Raw genomic sequence first — 22,232 nt, forward strand, 5'->3', positions numbered from 1 at the left:
TCAATTGGAAAGCAATTAGTTCACACTATTTTCAGGCCCTTCCCCTGCCTTGCGATAGCGCATAGCTATCTCAGCGATTGTTGTTCCTGTTTTCACGGGATCGCGTGTGGCGGCGGGTATCTCCCGGGCCTGCGCATCTCCTGAAGAGACGGATCTGGCATATTGAGGATATCGGTCCGTTGGTCGGTGGCTGATCCTGCAGACAGGCATTTGTACATGAATAAAAAGAACTGTGACGAAACCAAATTGGAGATTGCGAGATGAAAGGTATTCTACTTCCAGCGATGTATCTGATGGAGCGGCTACGCTATCCGCTGAAGTTCGGGCTGATTTTTCTGGTTGTCCTGGTGCCCCTTGTGGTGCTCTCAATCAATCTGATATCCCAGATTAATGAAGGGGTTGAGATTGTCGAGCATGAGCGGCAGGGGCTGGCTTATATCAAGGCCATCCGCCAACCGATTGAACAGATACAGCAGCATCGTGGTTTAACCAGTGCGTTTCTGGCTGGCGCGGACAATTTCCGGGACCGTATCATGAGCAAGCGCGTCGAGGTGGATCAAAAGATGGCCGCGTTGCTGGCAGTGGATAAGGAGCTGGGGGCCGCGCTGGGTACCCAGGGTAAACTCAGCCTGCTGATACAGAAGTGGGAGACCATCAAGGCCTCTTCCATGAATCAGGACGCGGCCGTTGCAATCAAGGCGCATACCGAACTGCTGGCCGACATGATCGGATTGATGAGTCGCATCGCGGATGCCTCGGATATTACCCTGGACCCGAAACTGGATACCTATTACCTGGGTGACGCGGTGGTAAACAATCTGATTAATCTGACAGAGAATATGGGTCAGGCCCGTGCGGTGGGTTCCGGTGTGGCGGCGCAGGGAATGCATACCCAGCAATCATTTGTCAGGCTCTCCGTGCTGGCAAACAGTATCACTGCCTATGCGAAGCGCTCCGACGCGGGACTGGATGCCGCGATTAGCGCCAACAAGACAATTGGCGAGAAACTGAGTGTGGCGGTCGCTTCAAACAGTCGAGCTATTGCCGAGATGCAATCGCTCCTGGATAAGGTGCTGCAGGATCCGGATCGAATCAGCGTCGATGAGAAAACCGTATTTGATACGGCGACCGTGGCAATTTCCGGCTCTTACCAGCTCTATGATGCGATTGCCACTGAGTTGGACAGGCTGTTTGTCGAACGTATTGCGGCTGAAACCACAATCAAGAATGTGACACTGGCTATTGTGATTGCGGTGTTGGCGCTGGTGATCTACCTGTTTGCCGGCCTCTATTACTCGGTTGTTGGGAGCATTAATCAAATCGGAGAGGCAACCCGCCAGATGGCCCGGGGCGATCTGAATACCCGTTTGACCCTGAATACACGGGATGAACTGCAGCGGGTGGCCACTGATTTCAATGACATGGGCTCGGCATTCAAGGATGTGGTGATGCAAATTGCCCAAGCCACCGCCCAACTCGCCACCATGGCAGAACAGACCTCGGTGGTTACCGAACAGACCAACCAGGCGCTGCAGACCCAGTTGAGTGAGACCACTCAGGTGGCTACGGCAATGAATGAGATGAGTGCCACGGTGCAGGAGGTGGCCTCCAGCACCGGCAGGACTTCCCAGGCGGCCAATGAGGTAAACAGCCAGGCGTCGGAAGGGCAGCGGGCGATGCAGGATACCATTGCCCAGATCCAGCAACTCTCGGAAACCGTGGAGGGTGCCGGTTCGGTTATTCAGCAGCTGGAGCAGCACAGTGTTGAGATCGGCAGTATTCTGGACGTCATCAAGGGGATCGCCGAGCAGACCAATCTGTTGGCATTGAATGCCGCCATCGAAGCGGCCCGCGCCGGAGAGCAGGGCAGGGGATTTGCGGTTGTGGCGGACGAGGTGCGCAATCTGGCGAGCAAGACCCAGGTCTCAACGGAAGAGATCAACCAGATGATTGAGAAGTTGCAGTCCGGTTCCGCGCAGGCAGTGGCAGCGGTGAACAGCAGTCAGAAGCTGGCCCGTTCGGCCGTGGAACAGGCTTCCAAAACCGGCGATGCACTCACCAATATCAGCAGTTCGATCGAGCGGGTCAATGACATGAGCACCCAGATTGCCAGTGCCGCGGAAGAGCAGAGCGCGGTGACGGAGGAGATAAACCGGAATATCGTGCAGATCAACGAGATGACAGAACAGACGGCGGTTGGGGCCAAGCAGACATCGGCCGCCAATAGTGATCAGACTCGTCTGGCGGCGGAACTGCAGGGACTGGTGGGACGCTTTAAGGTCTAATCTGCCTGGAAGAGCTTTCCTTCTATCGTAATGCCCAGTCGTGTTACTTGGGTCAGCACCGGAAACGAAGTGATTCGTTTCCGGTGCTGACGTATGGGCCTGGTTAGTTCGGTTGACCGGCTACGTAGCGGTCACCGTTAAAGCTTCTGAATACCCTCGCAATGTCGGGATGTTCGATCGGTTCATGTAGCTCATCCGGTTCCAGGTTGCACTGGGCGACATAGGTTTCAACATCAGAACCATCCACCAGCACCCGGTACCAGGGTTCATCTTTCGGGGGGCGGCTTTTTGCCATCTGCTCATACCATTCATCAGTCAGCAGGAATTCAGCGTCCACGTCATAGATTACTCCGCGGTAACCAAACAGCCTATGTTGAACCAGTTGTCCGACGTTCCATTTTGCATATTTCATTCTGATCTCCCCGACATGGCAGGCATGCGGATAGCCTTGTGTTAATCCTTAAGACCCCGTCGGCGTCCATTCCGTTTCATGATTTTGTCATTTCTTGTTCTTATCACCTTCGTGAATACCACCCCGGGTGAGTAGAACGGGGTCCAGCAACCGCTCCAGTTCAGCGCGGCTGAGGCTGGTCTGCTCCTCGGCGACATCCACTACCGCGCGCCCCTCCCGGTACGCCTGTTTGCAGATATCTGCTGCCTTCAGATAACCGACGATCGGGTTAAGGGCGGTAACCAGAATCGGGTTCATGGCGAGGCGTTGTCGCAATTTCTCCTCATGGACCTTGAATCCGTCAATCGCTTTTTCCGCCAGCAGGCCGGATGCGTTGGCGAGCAGTTCAATGCTCTGCAGCAGGTTGTAGGCGATCAGGGGCAGCATGGTATTGAGCTGAAAGCTGCCCGACTGACCCGCCATGGCAATCGTGGCGTCATTACCGACCACCTGTGCCGAGACCATCATAACCGCCTCGGGAATAACCGGATTGATCTTTCCCGGCATGATACTGGAACCCGGTTGCAGGGCGGTCAGTTCAATTTCACCCAGTCCGGCAATCGGGCCGCTGTTCATCCAGCGCAGATCATTGGCGATCTTGTGCAGGCTGATGGCCGTGACCCGCAGTTGTCCCGAGAGCTCGACCGCGCTGTCCTGACTGCTCAGCCCCTCCATAAGCGATGGCTTGGGGGTCAGTGACAGGTTGGTGTCACTGCTCAGTCTCTGGATGATGCGCCGGGAAAACTCAGGGTGGGCGTTGATCCCGGTGCCCACCGCGGTTCCACCCAGCGGCAGTTGCTGAATTCGCCGCCGACACTCCTGTATACGGTCGATGTCGTGATCGATCTGACTGGCCCAGGCGGTAAGCTCCTGGCCCATGGTGATTGGCATGGCATCCATCAGGTGGGTGCGTCCGGTCTTGCAGACGGACTCCAGTACATTGGCGCGCTGCTTTATGGTGTCAGACAATTGCTGCAGGGCGGGCACCAGTTGCTGCTCCAGGGCGAGGGCGGCACTCAGGTGGATCATGCCGGGAATAACATCGTTACTGCTCTGGCACATGTTGACATGATCGTTCGGGTGGACCGCCGTGCCGCCCTGCTGACCGGCAAGCGTGGCAATGACTTCATTCAGGTTCATATTACTGCTGGTTCCTGACCCGGTCTGGAACACATCAACCGGAAACTGATCCATGGGTATGGCATCAAGCAATCGGTTGGTGGCCTTGATGATGGCTTCGGCAACAGTCGGCGCAAGCAGTCCCAGTTCCCGGTTGGTCTCCGCAGCCGCCCGCTTGATTAGTAATCCGGCCAGAATAAAACGCTGCGGCAGGCGGAGCCCGCTGACAGGGAAATTGTCTACGGCCCGCTGGGTCTGGGCGCCATACAGGGCAGTGGCAGGCACTTTCAGCTCGCCCATGCTGTCTTTTTCGATGCGATAGTCTGATTCTGCCACCCTTCTGCTCCTCGCTGTTAACTCACTGATTTGGTAAGCCGCTACCCGTCTACCCTATAGTATGAACCCTATTGCTGAAAAATCTGGTACAGCCCGGGAGGTGGGTTCTGATGCAATCCGTCGTGAATGTATTGTGACCGGACTGCCCAACCGTTTTGATCGGGATATGGGATGAAACATTCCCTTTGTGATCACCGGCTGACTTTAATATTCAATCCAAACCGACTATTCTCGAGCCCATTGACCACCAACAACAGGATAGAAAGATGAACGTAGAACAGTTTCAGCAGTTGTTAAAACCGATTACCGACCTGGTTTCCGGAATGCCGGTCGACAAGAACCTTGAGACCGCACTGGAGGAGAGGTTCCCCGCCGGAAGCGAGCTGTTTGATGCCATCGACAAGGCCTGTCACGAGGCGATTGCCGCCGGCTGGATGTGCGCCCAGGGCGGGGAGGGAAGACGCTTCGGCAGGGTAATCGAGGCCTCCGATGACACCGGACGCCTGAGTGTCGATGTGGTGGATCTGATTGATATTGCCGGTCCCCATCATCGCCACCCGCTGGGGGAAATCTGTATGGTACTGCCAGTGACGGAAGGCGCGCTGTTCGATGGCAGGTCGCGCGGCTGGTGTGTCTATGGACCGGATTCCCAACACCGGCCCACCGTGTCCCATGGTCAGGCGCTGGTCCTCTATCTGTTACCCGAGGGCCAGATTGAGTTCACCCGCAGTTGAAGCGATACGGGAATATGGGTTGGTCGGTTGACCCCGATGGGTCAGCCGAACACCGTCAGGCGGTTTCGCGGGGAATATCGTAGAGCGGATATAAATCTTCTTCCTCGGTCTTGATACGGGCAGCCAGGGCGCTGCCGATCTGCTCCAGTTCACCGAGGAATTGTGTTTCCATCCCTTCGTCCCAGGGCCAGACATCATAGTGATCAATAAACTGATTCACGGCCTTACCGATGTGGCGCATGTCGGTGCGCATTTTCTTCACGACCTTGTACTGTTCACTGTTGCTTTCCAGACAATGCGTCAGGTAGACATAGAGTTTCACGTTTTCAAGCAGGATGTGCTGGTGAAACAGGGTCTTGAAGTGATTGAGTTCTGCGCGTACTTCGCTGAAGTTTTGGGCCCGGGCGCTTTTTTCCACCTGCATGTAGTGCATCAGTAGCGTCTTGTGGTCTTCCTTCAGGTCGTCAATCAGATCGGCATCGTAAGAGATGGTGGTATCCGGTGCGGTTACTTCCGAGGTGGGTTCTAACGGCTTCCGCTTTCTCTTGAAAAAACTGAACATGTTTCCACCTGGCTATGCGTGATTTTCGGAACCGTCATCCCTGACCAAAAGTCGGTAGATTTTATACTACAGGCCGTCGGTACTGGAGATGATAGGGCTTATAATCAGCGGCTACAGCGTATTTATATGATCGATATCAAGTAATCTGTGGTTCCTGCTGATTGACGAGGATTGAGCCGCAGCGGGCTCGGGCTAGTCAATTAACAGTCGTGTGAGTTGCCGTTTATTGCTGATCAGGTCTGCCAGCGAATATTGATCAAGTACGGCATAAAATGCGTCTATCGCCTGGTTTAATACCCCTTTCATCCGACATGCAGGACTGATTCGGCAATCACACTCCTGATCCGAGAAACACTCGACCAGGGAAGAGCGTTGCTCGGTACAGCGTACCAGTGCACCGATATTGATCTCCTCGGGAGCGCGCGCAAGCAGAAATCCACCGCCTTTGCCGCGCAGGGTCTCTATATAGCCTGCCTGACCCAGGTGGTGCACCACCTTCATCAGGTGATTGCGTGAGATATGATAGACATCCGCCAGTTCACCGATGGTCGCCAGTTGTCCCGGTCGCAGGCCGATATAGATCAGTACGCGAATAGTATAATCTGTAAATGTAGTTAGACGCATATCTAGAAACAGTATATAAGATGTATTTAATATATTGATTATCCGTCAGGTGCGTGATATATAAAAGATGTATTTGAAATATTTTTTTAGCAGGCTGTCGATACTGGCCTGTTAAGCAGTGTGATGTGTCGACAGGAGGAGTGTTGAAATGGTCAGTCCCAGACATCCGGTGATTCTTAAAGAGAAGCGGGAGCTTGCGCCCAATACGCTTGAGCTGACCTATGTGCGTGAGGATGAGGCAGCGATCAGTTATCTCCCTGGACAGTTTTTTTCCATCGATTTCAGGCACCAGGGAGAGGAGAAGAGCCGCAGCTACAGTGCCGCCGGGCGGGTAGCCGATCTGAAAAACAATCGGGAGTTCCGCTTTGCCATTACCGCCGTGCCCAACGGAGCTGCCTCGAACTATTTTTTTAATGCCAATCCGGGTGACCGGGCGAAAATGAGCGGCCCGTTCGGTGCCCTGGTGCTACCGCGCGTGGATCCGGTCCGTTATCTCCTGATTGGCACCGGTACCGGCGTGGCGCCCTATCGGGCGATGTTACCCGAACTGGAACAGCGCATGTCGCGGAATCCGGATTTGCGGGTGGAATTGGTGATGGGCGTTCGAAACCCGCAAGAGCTGATTTATGGAACTGAATTCGCTACGTTGGCCAAGGATTATCCGGGCTTCAGCTTTCACGCCTGCTATAGTCGCCGGATGCCCGAGACACCCCAGGCCTATGAACACGACGGCCGGGTAAACAGCCTGTTTGAGCAACTGGGTGTCGATCCACAGCGGGATATGGCGTATCTGTGTGGAAATCCGGATATGGTGGATGAGTCGGCGGCCTGGTTCATGGAACGGGAATTCTCGGCGAAAAACCTGAAACGGGAAAAGTACAAGTTCTCGACCTTCTGATCGACCAAGGGTATGAGCCAACAAGCGGCGCTGTAGCGATGCCCTTGCAAGAGCTGCTTTAGCTGCGACCGGCGCCCGTCGGTGGGGACAATTTCGCGGCGAGGGCGTAGGGATTAGTACAGCGTAATCCGACAAAAGCGTACCCGGGGTGTAGGAGGCCCACCCTGGCCAGAATTCGCGGCTGAAGCCGCTCCTACCGGTACGATTGGCCGTTTGGGTGGGATTTATCAGTAGGAGGCCCGCCCCCGGGCCGAGTGCGCGGCGAGGACACCGCATTTACCGGTAGGGTTGACCATTCTCCTGGCCGCTGACACTGTTTTTTTCATCTTCCTTTCCACGCAGCAGCTTGATCTGGAACAGCACGTTGCGCTCCTCCTCCTCCAGCACCGACTCGATGTAACGGATGGTGTCCCGGTAGCGCGGGATGATGTTGTACTTCAGCGCATTGACCCGTTTCTGTGCCTTGCGCTGCTCGGCCATGAGGCGGCTCAGGGCCATCTCGGATTCACCCAAACGGGTCAGCAGCAGGGCGGTGTTGGTCAGCTCCTTGCGTGTCTCGTCAAAACTGGTGTCGGTACCCAGCAGCCCAACCGGCTCCATGGGTAGGCGTTCCGTGGAGATGGCGGGGTATTCGACACCCATGCTGCGTTTGGGAATGATGTTGATTTGTAGTGTGGGGGCAATACCCAGTCCCGCTTGCTGCAGGGCGCGGCTGCCCATGCGCAGGTGAGCCATGCCCAGCCAGTGGTAAGCGGATTTGATGGCGGCATGGGTCTTCGATCGCAGCTGTTGGTACTCACCGACCCGCTCATACACCAGACGTGTCAGCAGCTCCCGTTTCCGTTCCAGCAGGGCGTGACCATCCTCCAGGAAGCGGACCTGCTTTTTCAGTTCAAGCAGGGTGTTCTTGGTAGGTGGAACCTTGATCAGCTGGTGGTGGCTCATGTTGCTCGGTTGACTCCCTTGGCTATTTATCGGACCGGTGGTACTTGGCCAGGTCGGTCTCGCTGACCCGGGTCAACATGTCCTTGGGGAACATACTGAGCAGTTCCCAGGCGAGATTGAGGGTCTCGATAATCGACCGGTCCTCATCCTCTCCCTGACCGATGAACTGGCTGTCGAATGCCTCGGCAAACTTCAGGTAGCGGCGGTCCCGCTCCGACAGCTCCTCGGCACCGATAATGGCCGCCAGATTGCGGGTCTCCAGTGCCTTGGCATACATGGCATAGAGCTGGTTGGCCACCCGTGGATGGTCTTCCCGGGTGTCATCCTTGCCGATGCCGTCCTTCATCAGGCGTGACAGGGAAGGGGAGATAAAGACCGGTGGATAGACCCCCTGGTTGTGCAGTTCCCGGCTCAACACGATCTGCCCCTCGGTGATATACCCGGTCAGATCGGGTATCGGGTGGGTGATGTCATCGGAAGGCATGGTGACCACCGGCACCAGTGTGACGGAGCCGTGACGATCCTTGATCCGTCCGGAGCGCTCATAGATCTCCGCCAGGTCCGAGTAGAGATAGCCGGGATAGCCCTTGCGTGAAGGTACATCCCCCTTGGCCGTGGCCACTTCACGCAATGCCTCGGCATAGTTGGTCATGTCGGTGAGCACCACCAGCACATGCCGGTCCAGATCAAAGGCGAGATATTCGGCCGCGGTCAGCGCTACCCGCGGCAGTGCCAGGCGCTCCACCGGTGGGTCGTCGGCGAGGTTTATGTACATCACCACGTTGCCCAGTACCCCCGAGTCGGCAAACTCCTCCTGGAAGAAACGGGCGTCCGCATAGGAGACCCCCATGGCGGCAAACACCACCGAAAAGCTGCTCTCCTGATCCACCAGCTTGGCCTGTCGGACAATCTGTGCGGCGAGTCGGTTATGCGGCAGGCCGGAGGCGGAGAAGATCGGCAGCTTCTGTCCGCGTACCAGTGAGTTGAGTCCATCGATGGAGGAGATGCCGGTCTGGATGAATTCACGGGGGTAGGTGCGGGCCGCCGGATTGATGGCGGAACCGTTCACATTGCGCCGCACATTGGAGAGGATAGGCGGCCTGTTGTCCTTGGGTTTACCGATACCGTTGAAAATGCGGCCGAGGATCTCCGGTGACAGGTTGATCTCCAGTGGCTGATCAAGAAAACGGACCCAGGTGTTCTCCAGATCCAGATCGCCGGTGCCTTCAAAGACCTGAATCAGCGCCTCATCTTTATTGGTGCGAATGACCTGGCCATTCCGCAGATGGTTGAGGTGGTCGCGGATAAGTACCTGATCGCCGAAGGCGACGTTGGGGGCCTGTCGTACCACCAGCAGACTGCCCTGGGCGGACGAGGCGGTGCGATACTCTCTGGCGCTCATTGTGCGTGCTCCTTGAACTTGGCGTATTCAAGCCGGATCTTGGCGAAGGCCTGTTTGAACTCCTCCATGAGTGCGCGAATCTTGTCGCTCTGTTCGCTGCTGAAGGTCTGCTTGGCGCGTCGCGCCTTGGCCATCAGCGGCAGATCGGTCAACTCCTGTACCGAGATACCCAGTTCAATCAATTCCGCCCCCCGGTCATAGATCATCAGCACCATATCCAGTAGCAGAAACTGTTTCTCGGGTGACGAGAAGGTATCCACCGGGTCCAGGGCGCTCTGTTGCAGCACCCCTTCCTTGATCAGGCTTGCCCCCTCCAGCTCCCAGCGCTGGGCGGAGGAGAGTGCCTCCGGCCCCACCAGATTGACAATGCGGGAGAGTTCCGCATCCCGCGCCAGCAGTCCCAGCGCCTGCTTGCGCCGGTGCTGCCAGTCGGGGCTGATCTCCTCGTGCCACCATTCGGCGGCCGTGGCGACATGCTCAGAGAAGCTGCCGACCCAGTCGATGGCCGGGTAGTGGCGGGCATCTGCCAGCTCCTTGGAGAGCGCCCAGAAGGTCTGGATGATCTCCTTGGTGTGAGCTGTGACCGGTTCCGAGAAGTCACCACCGGGGGGTGAGACCGCACCGATCAGGGTGACTGAGCCCTTGCCACAACTCCGGGTCTCGACCCGTCCGGCCCGCTCGTAGAAGGCGGCGAGCCGGGAGGCGAGATAGGCCGGGTAGCCATCTTCCACCGGCATCTGGCCGAGACGACCGGATACTTCGCGCAATGCCTCGGCCCAGCGGCTGGTGGAGTCGGCCAGCATCACCACATCGTAACCCTGGTCGCGATAGTATTCCGCCATGGTAATGCCGACATAGATCGAGGCCTCCCGCGCCACTACCGGCATGTTGGAGGTGTTGGCCACCAGCAGGGTGCGTTCCATCAGCTTGTGCCCGGAGTAGGGGTCCTGCAGTTGCGGGAAGGTCTCCAGCACATCCACCAGTTCGTTACCCCGTTCACCACAGCCGACATAGATGACGATATCGGCATTGGACCAGCGGGCGATCTGCTGCTGTACCACGGTTTTGCCGGCGCCGAAGGGTCCGGGGACGGCGCTTTTGCCTCCCTTCAACAGCGGAAAGAAGGTGTCGAGTATGCGCTGGCCGGTAATCAGCGGCGAGAGGCCATGATCCCTGCGCAGATAGGGGCGGGGGGTGCGTACCGGCCAGTGCTGGTAGAGCATCAGCTTGTGGTTTTTGCCGTCGGACAGTTTCAGGCGGCCGATCGGATCATCCAGCCGGTACTCCCCTTCTGGGGCCAGTTCCAGCAGCTCTCCGGACAGATTGGGTGGTACCAGGATGCGATGCTGGATAATGGCGCTCTCCTGAACCCGGCCGAGAAGCTGTCCCGGCGAGAGGGTGCCGCCGATTTCAATATCCGGCTCCGGGGTGAAGTGCCAGTTTCGCTCCCGGTCCAGGGCGGGCAGATTGATACCCCTGCCGATATGGTCGCCCGATTCCAGAAACACCTTGTCCAGTGGCCGCTGCACACCATCGAAAATGCTGCCCAGCAGGCCAGGGCCCAGTTCGACCGAGAGCGGCCTGCCGAGGCCGGTCACCCGTTCACCCGGTCGTACCCCTTCGGTGGATTCATAGGACTGCACCAGCGCCGTCTCACCTTTCAGGGCGATGACCTCGCCGAACAGTCCCAGTTCGCCGATCTTGACCTGCTCACCGTTACGAATACCCGGGAGATGGATGGTGAGAATCGGGCCGTTGATTTCGCGGATCGTGCCCTGTTTGTCTGTTCTGTTCATCGCATACTGCTCAGGTTGTCTTGAAGAGTACCGGCGGGAAAGAGGCGTTCCAGAATCAGCTGATGCAGCCGGTCGGCCAGCCGTTCCTCGCGGCCCTCAAAGCTGTTGTCGAAGCGGATCAAGCCATCCTCGCTGCTGATGATCACGCCACCGGCACAGGTGATGGGGGTGGTGTTGAGGATGATCTGTTTATCCGCCGCGTCACTCCTGGCGAACTCATCCCATATCGGTTGCACCCGGCTCAGATCACGTGAGTTGAAGCTGGCCACCAGCTTTTGCCGCTCGAAATCCCGTGCCGCACTGATCATGAGTGATCGCAACAGTGGCAGATAGGTTTTTTCATCTTCAACCAGGGCACGGGTCCGCTCGCGCAGCTGGTTCTTTACCGTCATCACCAGGTTCCAGCGCAGATGATCCATCTCTTTCTGCAGTTTCAGCTCATGGGCCTGTACCTGTCTTCGGAAGGTGCGCTCCGCCTTGGATTTGGCCAATAGCACTTCGCGCTCTTCCCGCAGATGCAGCCGCTTGTGCGCCTCCTGCAGGATATTGTCGCGACTGCGTCCGGCCCGTTCGCGGTATTCGACCGCCAGCCGGTTTGCTCGCTCCAGTATGGCCGATTCAAGTTCATGTACCTGTTCCATGACTACTCCTGAGAGATCTGCAGTCCGCCGCCAAGCAGCACCTGCAGTCTGTCGTCTATCTCACACTGGAAGTTTTCCGGGTCAGCCAGGGCGGGGATCTGGGTGACGATGATGTGCCCTCCCTCTGAGCGTACCCGTTTCAACGTTGGGGAATTACTACTGGCCAGGGTATGACCCAGGATGATAAACGCTTTTTCACGCTGTTTAAGCAATTGCTCCAACTGTTGGTCCAGCATCTCGGCCGTGGGATCGGCCCAGGTCTCGAAACCGATCAGTTTGAAACCGTCAGTCAGTGATGCCTCACCCATGAATATCATGCGGGTCGGTGTACCTTGATCATCCACGCTGTTCATAGAAATCCCGGTTTACAGTTTGTCCAGCAGCAGAATACTCATCACCAGGCCATAAATGGCGATGCCTTCGGCCAGGCCGAGATAGATCAGGGTGCGGCCAAATATTTCCGGCTTCTCCGCCAGTACCGCCAGTGAGGCGGCTCCGATAGGGCCCACGGCAATACCGGCGGCTACCGTGCTGAATGCGGTAGGTATGCCGACGCCGATAAGCCCGAGGCCCATGCCGAGGGAGATCTCGCCGGCCTCGGCAACGGCCGGTGCAGCAGCGGCTTCCTGGATGCCGAAGAAGACCAGCAGTGCGTGGGCCCCGGCAAACAGCAGCAGATTGCTGCCGATGGCCGGTTTGAACCAGCGGCGGCCGCCAATCCCCCTGCTGGGGTGCAGTTCGATGAGTATCCCGGTGATGATGAGGCCCAGGATGCCAAGGGTCATCAGTGTGATCAGCCAATACATGTGCTACTCCTTGTGCTTGATATTAGATACGGTCGTGTTGTTGTTGTGGCGGACAGGGCCCGCCCTGGGTTTTTTCAACGGGGTTGATGGACATGCTTCGCTTCGCCCATCCTGCGGATTTCTGTGAAAATCTGCTCATTTTGCCCCCTGCAGTGAGAGCTTCAGCGGCTTGAACTCTTCGCCGTCTCCGGAAAAGAAGCGGGAGAATCCCTCGTAATATTCCAGTCGCAGTGCCTGGATGGTGACGATGGCACCCTCCAGAATGAGGATGAACAGATTACCGCCGATCACCATCAGCACGTGCCCGGTGCCCTCCATCATCTCGGCCAGCGTGAATACGGCAATGGCCAGTGCCACGTGGTTCAGGCTGAAGGCTGCGACACGCAGGAACGACAGGGTGTTGGAGACATATCCGGTGAGGGTCTCGAAGGTCTCGATGGTGGCTACCAGCATCCGCTCTCCCGGGGGGGCGTGAGTCTCGATCAATTTGAATCCCAGAAGGGTCAGCAGGGTGAAAATACTGAGCGCTGCAGGCAGCCAGCCAAAACTACCGGACTGGTAAAAATTGTAGGCACCACTCAGCACACTGAGGTAGAGGGTGATGCTGACCACGCCATTGGTGTCAAACAGTGCGTGGCTGATTTCGCCGGAAACCAGGCGGTTGTGAATATACAGCAGGCTGATCACCACCATGAAGCCGATGCCCCAGAACAGGGCCATGCTGAGCATATAGAGCGGATCGGACAGCGGCGCTATCCAGACCGCGTGAAACAGATGCTCATAGCCGAACAGACTGCCGTACAGCAAACCGAACAGCGTGGCCGAGAGACCGGCGCAGATGACAAAAGGGGTGAAACTTTTCAGCCGCTTTCTGCCCAGCCAGGCGGCTAATACGATGACTGCGCCATGTCCCACATCACCGAACATCATGCCGAACATGGCGATGAATGAGAGTGCGAAGATCAGGGTGGGATTGATCTCGCCATAGCGCGGCACGCCATACTGTTTGACCAGTGAGGAGAAGGCGCTGGTGAGCCAGTTGACCGGCAGATAGGTGGGTACCTCCCGGTGCTCTGCCCTGGACGGTGTGCTTGCGGTGATCTGGAAGGGACTGTCCAGCGTGGTGTGCAGGGCGGATTCGACCCGCTTCAATTCACGTTCGGGCACCCAGCCGGAGATGATCGCCAGATGGCCCAGATTGCGCGCGGCATCCTCCATCGCCACGAAGGGTTCGGCCAGGATCAGCAGATCCCGTGACTGTTCCAGTTGTGCGCGCAGCTCTTCTCCGCAGGCCTGCATTGCCTGCTGGCGCTCTGCCCGCTCCAGGGCGACGGCGTTTCTGCGCTGTTGCAGATCCGTTCTTATTCTTTCCGGCTTGTCATCCAGCTCCGGGGGGATCTCCAGGGCATGAAATCCGGCGGTATCCAGCACCGACCTCAACTCCTGTTCCCGAGCCCCCTTGGAGCCCATGATAATGACATGGGTGTTGTTGCTGTTCTCCAGATAGCTGAACAGCAGGTAGTCCGCCAGGGCGATGGCTTCACGCAACTTCGGGACATTAACGCTGGGTAGCATGCCGACATGGAGATCGAGAAACAGCCGCTCACCCTGCAACAGTGAGAGGTCGATATTCAACGAGGCAAAATTATCCAGGGTCTGCTCCAGCTGATTGAGCATGTGCTCCTCGTCCGTGAGTCGCCGGAAATGTTCCTCGAAAGAAGAGCAACGCTCCCACACCTCGCCCAGCCACTCATTGGTGGTGTTCAGCTCCTGCTCGCTGATGACGCGGGTCGGCGAGATTGACAGGACCGGCCTGAGCGTGATGTGGGACTCGATCTTCTGCAGCCGTGAACAGGCCTGGTGATAGAGCTCCCGGTAGTGCGCGCCTGGAATATTCGGGAAATGCTCGTTGAATTCCTTCTTGTTGCAGGGGCTGAAGACACCCAGCTCGGCCAGGGTGAGTGCGGCCCGCGGCAGGTCATCGGCCAGCAGTTGGATCAGTACCTGTTTCATCGGCAGGGGTCTAAACACCAGTCACCTCCCGATCAAGGTCGGCGGCCTGCCGGATCAGCCGTTCATCCAGCGTCAGTACCCGGCCCTGGATAATGGCGAACACCCGTCGCAGGTCCATCTCTCTCAGCATCATGTAAGCCAGCGAGCGAGTGACGGCCGACGGGCTAAACTGCAGGCATCTTCTGGCCTGATGATTCAGATCTTCAGTCATCGCCAGCTCCACAGCCATAATCGTATCGGAATCAGCCAGCCGGCTATCCAGTGGTGCCGGCAGCGCCTCCAGGATCTGCGGCATCCCCTGCATATTGACCAACTGTTTCAGCAGTTCGGAGTGGATATGACGTCCCGAGGGGATCATCAGGTAATAGGTTTCCGTGGGTGATAGTTGATAGTTGAGGCGATAGCGCAACAGCCACGGCAGATTCTGCCGGTCGATCAGTGACCCGATCAGTTTCAGCAGGGGTACCTGGTCTTCCGGGTCGCAACTTTGCGCATGCTTGAGCAGGCCGGCATGGTAACGAAGATCGATCGTCGCATCGAGAGAAAAGGACTCATTTTTCTCTTCATAGACCTGGCGTGCCTGCCGGGCAATAGCCTCATAGGGGGTACGTTCTAGCTGGCGCAGCAGCTCGGGGACATTTTCAGTGCGTAACAGGGCTTCATGGGGCAGACTGATCAGGGAAGGTAAAATATGCAGGCTCTCCCGGATCAGGTCATAAGGGAGGTTGTTCAACTTGCCGCGGATCAGCGCTTTCAGGTTGTACAGTTCGAATTTACGCGACCAGTAGATCAGACTATCTCTTGCCGCACCGTTGAGTGGCCGCAACAGAATCGACAGTTCATTCATCAGCTGGTTGATCAGGCCCCGCTCAATGGTGCGGTTCAGTTCCGCAGGACTCAAGCCACGGTCACTGATGCCTTCCAGTCCAAACTGCCCCTCCAACTGCGGCAGGGGTGCATGCAGCAGTGACTCAAATTCATCCTCGTCAATCAGCTGCCCCGACATCACGGAGGCGCGGGCTTTGAGATAACTCTGGCTGGACATGCTGATCATTCGTGTTGCCGGAATCCCTTTACCGATCAGCTTCAGGATCGGTCAACAGTTGATACGCGGCGTCCAGTGCCTCGGCTTCACGTTCTTCCGCGAGGTTGCGCAGCTGGACGTGATGCTCATCGTAGCGTTTCTTGAGCTCACTATTGGTCTGCCGGGCCCGCTGTTCCGCTTTTTCGATAAAGGCATTGTGCAGTTCCGGAATCCGTGTCTCGAATCGCTCCTCTTCAGCATGTGCCTCCTGCAATGCGCCCTGGATAATCCGGTCACGCTCTTGATCCGCCTCATGCACGATAGCTTCCGCCCTCTGTTCGGCGTTCAGCAGGCGTTGTAATGTCTGATCCATAGGATTCCCCGTTTTTATTCTGATTACTAGTTTAGCAAGTACTGATGTAATTAATATTGCGACAGATCAGATGGTGGAGTTGTTTTGTATCATTTCGTCCTGCTCCAGCTAACATGGAAACTTGAAACAGAATCCGTGGTCGTACTGCTGGTTGGGTCCGTTACCGCACTGCCTTGACAGTCGATCTTGAATAGAGGATTGTTCCGCGACATGAGTCACCTGCTGAAAAAACGGTTTGTAATCATGCTGATACTGTTTGTCAGCCTGCTGCCGTACAGTTTCAGTCATGGTTTTATGGCCGCCGCGACCAAGGCTCATCCGGTGTCCCAGCAGCACACCATGAAAGCCGATTGCGTGCAGTCCGCAACCGCTGCACATTGCATCTATATGACCCAGAACTCCCCAGCCGATGAGGATTGCTGCGGCGATCACTGTGACGGCTCTTTCGGGACACAACCGGGTGTTGCCGTTGAGTATGGCCTGCAGGTTTGCGCTGGACAACTGTTTCAGAACGCCAGCAGAATATGGACACCCGGCCCCATTCCAGCCACGCTGCTGCGACCACCTTCCCTACGCTCCTGATCTATCCTCTGGCTTAACCGCAGGCGCTAAACGCCAAGGTATCGATTTGTACGGCCCACGGGCCATGCTCTGGAGAGCGTATTTTGAAATTCCAACTAATTATTACGGGATTGCTGTCCCTGTTGCTTGTCGCCTGTTCCGATAAGCAGTCCGCCAACCCTGCCACTCCTGCCAATAAGGCAGCACAACCGGCTGCGGTGATCGTAAAACCCTGGTACGGATTTGAACAGGTCAGTGCCGGCGCCCGGGTATTCCAGGAGAATTGTGCCTCCTGCCATGGTAAACGGGCCGAGGGGGCGGACAACTGGCGTAAAGCCGGTCCCGACGGCAAGTATCCGGCACCACCGCTGAACGGCAGCGGGCATGCCTGGCATCATCCGCTGAATATCCTGTTCCACACCATCAAGAACGGCTCCCCTGGCGGCCAGGGCGATATGCCGGCCTGGGCGGGCAAGTTGACGGATGACGAGATTGTCGCCGTTATTGCCTGGTTCCAGTCCAAGTGGCCCCGGGAGATCTATCAGAACTGGGTGCAGCGTGATGCTGCAGCCAGGGCTAACCGGGGATAGACGCCATGAGCAGGGATCAATTTATCAAGATGCGTGGCGTCTGGGATACCCGGCACTGGATCGCTGTTCCCGGACTCTCCCACGAGGCGGATGGTCTTTTGCTGGAGCAATCCCTGTCCGCGCTGGACGGAATCCGTCTGGTACAGATCGTTCCGGGACGCAGGCGGATTCGGGTCACCTACGACCAGACCAGGATTGACTTCCGGCAGATCCTGGAGCGGTTGGAGTCGATCGGGTTTCCGGCCTCGGATAGCTGGTGGTCGGTCAGGAAGGCGGGGTGGTTTCAGTATCTGGATCGCAATGCCCGGGAGAACGCCCATGCGCCGGAGCCACCCTGTTGCAGTAATCCGAAGGGAATTGCCCCTGACCGGTCGCGAAAAAAATAATACGGGCCGGTTGTGCCGGGTCGTTACAGACAGGGGTTGATGGAACTGCCGTTAAATCCGTGGTTCCACCGACCCCGTTTACCTCCTTCCTCATGGACGGAGATCGTGCATCTGTTTTCGACAGCGCTCTTTGGGCCGGGCCGCTTTGATAATTTGTTCGCACGCAATCCCCTATTCTGGCGCTTGATTTGCAGCCATGCGGCCAATTATGTTATTCGCCCGGTGTCAATATAAGCCCCTGTTAAACCAGCTTGCATTAGCCGCTTTGGCTCCTCTAGAGTAGTCAGGGATGGCATGACGTCCAGGGCTCGCCCGTTGCTGCCGGAAGCATGATAGCGATTTATTTTCCCTGAATAACGTAAGGAAAGCGGATATGAGCACGATGAAAGAGATTGTTGTATTGAGTGCAGTACGAACCGCTGTGGGCAGTTATGGCGGCGGCTTGAAGGATGTTCCGGTGGCGGATCTGGCCGCTACCGTGGTGCGTGCCGCCGTAGAGCGTTCCGGTGTGGTGCCGGCTGATGTTGGGCATACGGTACTGGGGCATGTGATTCATACTGAACCGCGGGATATGTATATCTCGCGTTATGCCTCGGTTACCGGCGGGTTGCCGGTGGAGACCCCCGCATTCACCCTGAACCGGCTGTGTGGCAGTGGTCTGCAGGCGATTGTCTCTGCGGTTCAGCAGATTGAGACTGGTCACTGTGATGTTGCCGTGGCCGGCGGGGCGGAGAATATGAGCCGTGCGGGCTATCTTGCACCCAGCTTGCGCTGGGGGGCGCGCATGAGTGATGCACAGATCGTGGATATGATGGTCGGTGCGCTGACCGACCCGTTTGAAGGGGTCCACATGGGTGTGACGGCAGAAAATATCGCCGAGAAGTGGGGCATCAGCCGCGAAGAACAGGATGCGCTGGCAGTTGAGTCCCATCGTCGCGCCGCCCAGGCATGGGAGAAGGGCTATTTCAAGGATCAAATCGTTCCGGTCGAGCTAAAGAGTCGTAAGGGCACCACCCTGTTTGAGCGGGATGAGCATTTTCGTGCCGACGCCAATATGGCGGGAATGGCGAAACTGCGCCCGGTATTCAAGAAAGAGGGTAGTGTCACCGCCGGCAATGCCTCCGGCCTGAACGATGCAGCGTCGGCCGTCGTCGTGGCGACTGCGGAATATGCCGAGTCTAAAGGTCTCAAGCCGCTGGCCAGGCTGGTCGGCTACTCCCACGCCGGCTGTGAACCGGCCTATATGGGTATCGGGCCCGTACCCGCGGTGAAGCGTCTGCTGGATAGGACCGGTCTCAAAGTGGCGGACTTCGACGTGCTGGAGGTGAACGAGGCGTTCGCCGCCCAGGCAATTGCGGTCTGTCGTGATCTTGGTCTGCCCATGGACCGGACCAATCCCAATGGCAGTGGTATTTCGCTGGGCCATCCGATTGGCGCCACCGGCAGTATCGTGACCACCAAGGCGATACACGAACTGCATCGTAGCGGTGGCCGTTATGCCCTGGTGACCATGTGTATCGGCGGCGGGCAGGGGATTGCGGCCGCCTTCGAGCGGATCTGATCTGTCGCTCATCTGCCGCCATTTTGAGTGGATGAAATAGATGGGCCCACCGTCCCGAGGCGGTGCGGCCCAGGGTGCCATTCACTGAATCCGATGGGTAACCCGGTGGAATTATGAACAGGCGGACGCGGAATCCATGACCGGGTTGGACTTGGGCAGTATCATCAACTGGATAGGCCTGTTCGGTATTGCAGTTTTTGCTGTATCCGGTTCACTGGAAGCAGCCAGAAAGGAGATGGATATCCTCGGTTTCCTGTTGATCGGCAGTGTCACCGGGCTGGGCGGCGGTACACTGCGCGACCTGTTGCTGGGGGCAACCCCGGTGTACTGGGTGCAGCGGCCCGAAATGGTGATGATCTGTCTGGTCGCTGCGGTGGCCACCTATTTTCTGGCCCCTTACCTAACTTCCCGTTACCGGGCACTGATCTGGATGGATGCTATCGGACTATCCACTTTCTGTATCACCGGTACCGCCATCGCGCTTGCTCAGGGGGCATCACCGTTGATAGCCGTCTGTATGGGGGTGATGAGCGCCACTTTCGGTGGCATTATCCGCGATGTGCTCTGTTCCGAGTCCCTGATACTCTCTTCCCGTGAGCTCTATGTCACCACAGCGGTTGCCGGTGCCACCACTTATCTGCTACTGCAGATGGTGCATGTGGGTGAAACCCTCTCGACCATTGGCGCATTTATTGTCGGCTTTGGTCTGCGTGCGGCGGCCATTGTATTCGGGCTCAAACTGCCGCAATATCGGCGTCCCGATGGCTGAAAGCCGGACGGCGGGTTATGCCAGTCGTTTCGGCTCTTCGTCGCTCAGCTGATACAGTTTAGCGGCGATACCCATGCTGAAGATGGAAAAGTTTTCAATATCGCCCCACTCGTCGGCGGAACCCATCTCTTTCTCCTGTTCATCCAGCACTACCCGGATACGATAACGTCCCTGCTGGCGTTGTGCCGGCGGATTGACTTCGGCGGTTACGTAGAGGCAGGGTTCCTGTTCGCCTTCATCAATCAGCGCCATGATATAGCAGTATTCAACGGGATCATCGGTTTTGATATCGCTCAGAATATTGACCAGAAAGGAACCGAGTTGGTAGCGTCTCTGGGGTATGGCGGTCTGGATGTGGGGTGTTGTCATACAGCGACTCACTTGGCAGGTCGGAAACTGCCGTTCATTATGGCGGAAAATAGCGAATGTTGCATGTCAGGCTGGATAGGCCGCACGGTACGATAATTAGTAGTTGATGAAATAATTACCATGATATTCTGGTCCTTATTAAGTGACACCGGAAAATGTTGTAATCCTGTGCCAGGCGCTTGGCCGAAAACCCAGATGATTGACTATGAAAACCACAAATCGATTCCGCTGGATACTGCTGCTGCTTCTGATCCCTGGTGTCGGATGGGCTGATCGTATCGAGGGGCGCATGAATGGTCTGGGCTGCGCCTCAAAAGGCGAGATGTGCCCGACCGACAAGGATGATCCCCACGTGCTGATGGAGCGTGACTTTGTGGTGCAGACCGCGGATGGAAATTACTTCTATATCACGAATATGGACTGGCGAACCAAATTGAAGTTTGTGTTGCAACACGTCAGGGTCGAGGGCAAGTTTAGTGACAAACTGTCGGCGATTGCTGCGGATGAGTTCTGGGTGAAACAGGAGGGGGAATACCAGCTTGAATGGAGTCTGGAGATGGCGCGGGAAAAGCAGCGGAAGGCTCGACTTGAACAGCAGCGGCAGTGGCCACAGGAACTGCGATGAATCAATCGGTTGGAAAAAGTGATGGCACGACTGCGACGACTGATATATCCATCCGTTGGCAATGGTTGACCGGGTTCGTCCTGACTAGTTTGCTGGCGTTTTATGGCACGCTGCTTCAGGCCGGTCACCCAGCCGGCGATTCCATGCGTTTATTTCAGCTGGAACAGGCGACTCCCGTCGTTTCCGCACCCGGACTGGCTCTGCCCGGGCTTGATGGGACCATGCATCAGTTGAGCGACTATCAGGGTCAGGTGGTTGTGATCAACTTCTGGTCGACCTGGTGTGCCCCCTGCCGCAGGGAGATGCCGGCATTGGAAAAGGCCTGGCAAAGGCTCAAACCTGCCGGTGTGGTGGTGCTTGCGGTAGCGATGCAGGATGATCCAGAGATGGTTCGGCGCTTTCTCCAGGAGAGCGGGGTGACTTTTCCCATCTTGCTGGATCAGGATGGAAAAGCGTCACAACAGTGGTCATTTTCCGGTATACCGGCGACCTTTGTACTGGATAAGAGAAGTCGAATTATCTATCGTGCCATGGGGCTGCGTGAATGGGACAGCGATGAGATCATTCATCGGCTGATCGAATTGGCGGAAAGGGAATAACCTCCGGATAGACATACTCGGGTGCCGGGGCGGTGCCTCCCGGGATTTGCCGCGTCCCTGAAGCGAGTTTCGTCCTCAGGCGTCTGGCTGCAGATATCTCTCTTCCAGATAACGCATGATCTCGGATGATTCATACAACCACCGACTGCCACCCCGCTCATCCTCGATCCTCAGGCAGGGAACCTTGATCTCTCCACCGCCCGTCAGCAACGCCTCCCGATGTTGTGCGTCGCCCTTGGCATCACGGGTTTCGATGCGCAGTGTGTGCCGCTTGAGAAAACGGCGTACCTTGACACAGAACGGGCAGGCCTTGAACTGGTAGAGAGAGAGATTTGCTGTCTGCCTGTCCAGCGCCGCCTGATCTTCCGTTGAGCGTGTGACGCCGCGGGGGGTAGTGAGGGCGTCAATAAGCAGAATAAGACGTCCAAGAATCCAGCGAATAATTGCCATTCAGTACTCCGGTCATGATCAGGGAAGCGCGGAATCCTACCATGCGTGGAAAGCAAAAAAACCATGGATTATTCAGTACTTTTCCATTGCAGGCCATCTGTGTGAGGCGATGGCGACTCTGGCAATTAATACCGCTCTTCATGCAATTGCCAGCCGAGATATGGTCTGGAAAGCGTCGCTATCCAAAATATTATGAGTCCCTCTCGATGCCGGACCCGGCACAGAGTATTCGTACCTGTTGACATGTGGTGAGCAGCTGAAAGAGATTCCTTGTTTTTTGGAGAGATTTTATACAGTTCATGGTACGCTCTGT

25 protein-coding genes are annotated in these 22,232 nt (G+C 56.8%); 10 read left to right on the forward strand and 15 right to left on the reverse strand.

Features of this window, described 5'->3' with window-relative positions; genetic code table 11:
- The first annotated feature begins 260 nt into the window (after positions 1–260).
- Positions 261–2,285, forward strand: a complete 2,025-nt coding sequence (locus ACHZBF_RS05680; protein ID WP_321527875.1) for a methyl-accepting chemotaxis protein — start codon at positions 261–263, stop codon at positions 2,283–2,285.
- A 103-nt stretch (positions 2,286–2,388) separates the two neighbouring features.
- On the opposite strand, the gene hspQ is transcribed toward ACHZBF_RS05680, so the two are convergent.
- Together hspQ and ACHZBF_RS05690 are read right to left on the reverse strand one after the other, a co-directional pair.
- Positions 2,389–2,697, reverse strand: coding sequence for a heat shock protein HspQ (gene hspQ / locus ACHZBF_RS05685; RefSeq protein ID WP_273439161.1), 309 nt, complete (start codon positions 2,695–2,697; stop codon positions 2,389–2,391).
- Positions 2,698–2,784: 87 nt separating this feature from the next.
- Positions 2,785–4,191 carry a class II fumarate hydratase gene (locus tag ACHZBF_RS05690; protein WP_321527876.1) on the reverse strand — a complete coding sequence of 469 codons (1,407 nt, stop codon included), beginning with the start codon at positions 4,189–4,191 and terminating at the stop codon, positions 2,785–2,787.
- Positions 4,192–4,457: 266 nt separating this feature from the next.
- Between ACHZBF_RS05690 and ACHZBF_RS05695 the strand changes: the two genes are divergently transcribed.
- Positions 4,458–4,925, forward strand: a complete 468-nt coding sequence (locus tag ACHZBF_RS05695; protein WP_321527877.1) for a 4-hydroxylaminobenzoate lyase — start codon at positions 4,458–4,460, stop codon at positions 4,923–4,925.
- 55 nt (positions 4,926–4,980) lie between these two features.
- Here the strand turns inward: ACHZBF_RS05695 and ACHZBF_RS05700 are convergent, their stop codons facing one another.
- Entirely contained in the window at positions 4,981–5,487 is a 507-nt protein-coding gene (locus tag ACHZBF_RS05700) for a hemerythrin domain-containing protein (RefSeq protein WP_321527878.1), read from the reverse strand.
- 192 nt (positions 5,488–5,679) lie between these two features.
- On the reverse strand, positions 5,680–6,111 hold the full coding sequence (locus tag ACHZBF_RS05705; RefSeq protein WP_273439158.1) for an Rrf2 family transcriptional regulator: 432 nt from the start codon (positions 6,109–6,111) through the stop codon (positions 5,680–5,682).
- A gap of 148 nt (positions 6,112–6,259) precedes the next feature.
- On the opposite strand from ACHZBF_RS05705, the gene ACHZBF_RS05710 reads away from it, so the two are divergent.
- Positions 6,260–7,009, forward strand: a complete 750-nt coding sequence (locus ACHZBF_RS05710) for a ferredoxin--NADP reductase (protein ID WP_321527879.1) — start codon at positions 6,260–6,262, stop codon at positions 7,007–7,009.
- A 276-nt stretch (positions 7,010–7,285) separates the two neighbouring features.
- Here the strand turns inward: ACHZBF_RS05710 and ACHZBF_RS05715 are convergent, their stop codons facing one another.
- The 9 genes from ACHZBF_RS05715 to ACHZBF_RS05755 form a co-directional block, all read right to left on the reverse strand.
- Complete coding sequence (locus tag ACHZBF_RS05715) at positions 7,286–7,954, reverse strand: V-type ATP synthase subunit D (RefSeq protein WP_321527880.1); 669 nt, start codon at positions 7,952–7,954, stop codon at positions 7,286–7,288.
- A gap of 22 nt (positions 7,955–7,976) precedes the next feature.
- The gene (locus ACHZBF_RS05720) at positions 7,977–9,356 is read right to left on the reverse strand and encodes a V-type ATP synthase subunit B (RefSeq protein ID WP_321527881.1); all 1,380 of its coding nucleotides are present in this window, start codon (positions 9,354–9,356) and stop codon (positions 7,977–7,979) included.
- Positions 9,353–11,152, reverse strand: coding sequence for a V-type ATP synthase subunit A (locus ACHZBF_RS05725; RefSeq protein WP_321527882.1), 1,800 nt, complete (start codon positions 11,150–11,152; stop codon positions 9,353–9,355). Before ACHZBF_RS05725 ends, ACHZBF_RS05720 begins: the two co-directional genes overlap by 4 nt.
- The gene (locus ACHZBF_RS05730) at positions 11,149–11,793 is read right to left on the reverse strand and encodes a V-type ATP synthase subunit E (protein WP_321527883.1); all 645 of its coding nucleotides are present in this window, start codon (positions 11,791–11,793) and stop codon (positions 11,149–11,151) included. The genes ACHZBF_RS05725 and ACHZBF_RS05730 overlap by 4 nt, the downstream gene beginning before the upstream one ends.
- Positions 11,794–11,795: 2 nt before the next feature.
- Positions 11,796–12,146, reverse strand: coding sequence for a V-type ATP synthase subunit F (locus tag ACHZBF_RS05735; protein ID WP_273439152.1), 351 nt, complete (start codon positions 12,144–12,146; stop codon positions 11,796–11,798).
- A 12-nt stretch (positions 12,147–12,158) separates the two neighbouring features.
- On the reverse strand, positions 12,159–12,599 hold the full coding sequence (locus ACHZBF_RS05740) for an ATP synthase subunit C (protein ID WP_029132916.1): 441 nt from the start codon (positions 12,597–12,599) through the stop codon (positions 12,159–12,161).
- 135 nt (positions 12,600–12,734) lie between these two features.
- Entirely contained in the window at positions 12,735–14,630 is a 1,896-nt protein-coding gene (locus tag ACHZBF_RS05745; protein ID WP_321527884.1) for a V-type ATP synthase subunit I, read from the reverse strand.
- Positions 14,623–15,657, reverse strand: coding sequence for a V-type ATPase subunit (locus ACHZBF_RS05750; protein WP_321527885.1), 1,035 nt, complete (start codon positions 15,655–15,657; stop codon positions 14,623–14,625). Before ACHZBF_RS05750 ends, ACHZBF_RS05745 begins: the two co-directional genes overlap by 8 nt.
- 28 nt (positions 15,658–15,685) lie before the next feature.
- The gene (locus ACHZBF_RS05755) at positions 15,686–16,009 is read right to left on the reverse strand and encodes an ATPase (RefSeq protein ID WP_321527886.1); all 324 of its coding nucleotides are present in this window, start codon (positions 16,007–16,009) and stop codon (positions 15,686–15,688) included.
- A gap of 210 nt (positions 16,010–16,219) precedes the next feature.
- Here ACHZBF_RS05755 and ACHZBF_RS05760 point away from each other — a divergent pair, with 210 nt between their 5' ends.
- The 5 genes from ACHZBF_RS05760 (at position 16,220) to ACHZBF_RS05780 (ending at position 19,876) form a co-directional block, all read left to right on the forward strand.
- Positions 16,220–16,591 (forward strand): hypothetical protein, encoded by a 372-nt coding sequence (locus ACHZBF_RS05760; protein ID WP_273439147.1) that lies wholly within the window; start codon positions 16,220–16,222, stop codon positions 16,589–16,591.
- 83 nt (positions 16,592–16,674) lie between these two features.
- Positions 16,675–17,160, forward strand: coding sequence for a cytochrome c (locus ACHZBF_RS05765; RefSeq protein WP_321527887.1), 486 nt, complete (start codon positions 16,675–16,677; stop codon positions 17,158–17,160).
- Between the two features lie 5 nt (positions 17,161–17,165).
- Positions 17,166–17,546, forward strand: coding sequence for a heavy-metal-associated domain-containing protein (locus ACHZBF_RS05770; protein ID WP_273439144.1), 381 nt, complete (start codon positions 17,166–17,168; stop codon positions 17,544–17,546).
- A gap of 373 nt (positions 17,547–17,919) precedes the next feature.
- Entirely contained in the window at positions 17,920–19,107 is a 1,188-nt protein-coding gene (locus ACHZBF_RS05775) for an acetyl-CoA C-acyltransferase family protein (protein ID WP_321527888.1), read from the forward strand.
- A gap of 136 nt (positions 19,108–19,243) precedes the next feature.
- Positions 19,244–19,876, forward strand: coding sequence for a trimeric intracellular cation channel family protein (locus ACHZBF_RS05780; protein ID WP_321527889.1), 633 nt, complete (start codon positions 19,244–19,246; stop codon positions 19,874–19,876).
- A gap of 15 nt (positions 19,877–19,891) precedes the next feature.
- Here the strand turns inward: ACHZBF_RS05780 and ACHZBF_RS05785 are convergent, their stop codons facing one another.
- Positions 19,892–20,245: a hypothetical protein gene (locus tag ACHZBF_RS05785; protein WP_321527890.1), complete on the reverse strand. Its 354-nt coding sequence runs from the start codon at positions 20,243–20,245 to the stop codon at positions 19,892–19,894.
- A 205-nt stretch (positions 20,246–20,450) separates the two neighbouring features.
- Here ACHZBF_RS05785 and ACHZBF_RS05790 point away from each other — a divergent pair, with 205 nt between their 5' ends.
- Together ACHZBF_RS05790 and ACHZBF_RS05795 are read left to right on the forward strand one after the other, a co-directional pair.
- Positions 20,451–20,870: a hypothetical protein gene (locus ACHZBF_RS05790; RefSeq protein WP_029132925.1), complete on the forward strand. Its 420-nt coding sequence runs from the start codon at positions 20,451–20,453 to the stop codon at positions 20,868–20,870.
- Positions 20,871–21,013: 143 nt separating this feature from the next.
- Positions 21,014–21,469: a TlpA family protein disulfide reductase gene (locus tag ACHZBF_RS05795; protein ID WP_321527891.1), complete on the forward strand. Its 456-nt coding sequence runs from the start codon at positions 21,014–21,016 to the stop codon at positions 21,467–21,469.
- A 75-nt stretch (positions 21,470–21,544) separates the two neighbouring features.
- On the opposite strand, the gene ACHZBF_RS05800 is transcribed toward ACHZBF_RS05795, so the two are convergent.
- Entirely contained in the window at positions 21,545–21,919 is a 375-nt protein-coding gene (locus ACHZBF_RS05800; RefSeq protein ID WP_273439139.1) for a glutaredoxin family protein, read from the reverse strand.
- Between the last annotated feature and the right edge of the window lie 313 nt (positions 21,920–22,232).

It is taken from the genome of Sedimenticola selenatireducens (assembly GCF_963675335.2).
GTDB classification, from domain to species: Bacteria; Pseudomonadota; Gammaproteobacteria; order Chromatiales; family Chromatiaceae; genus Sedimenticola; species Sedimenticola selenatireducens.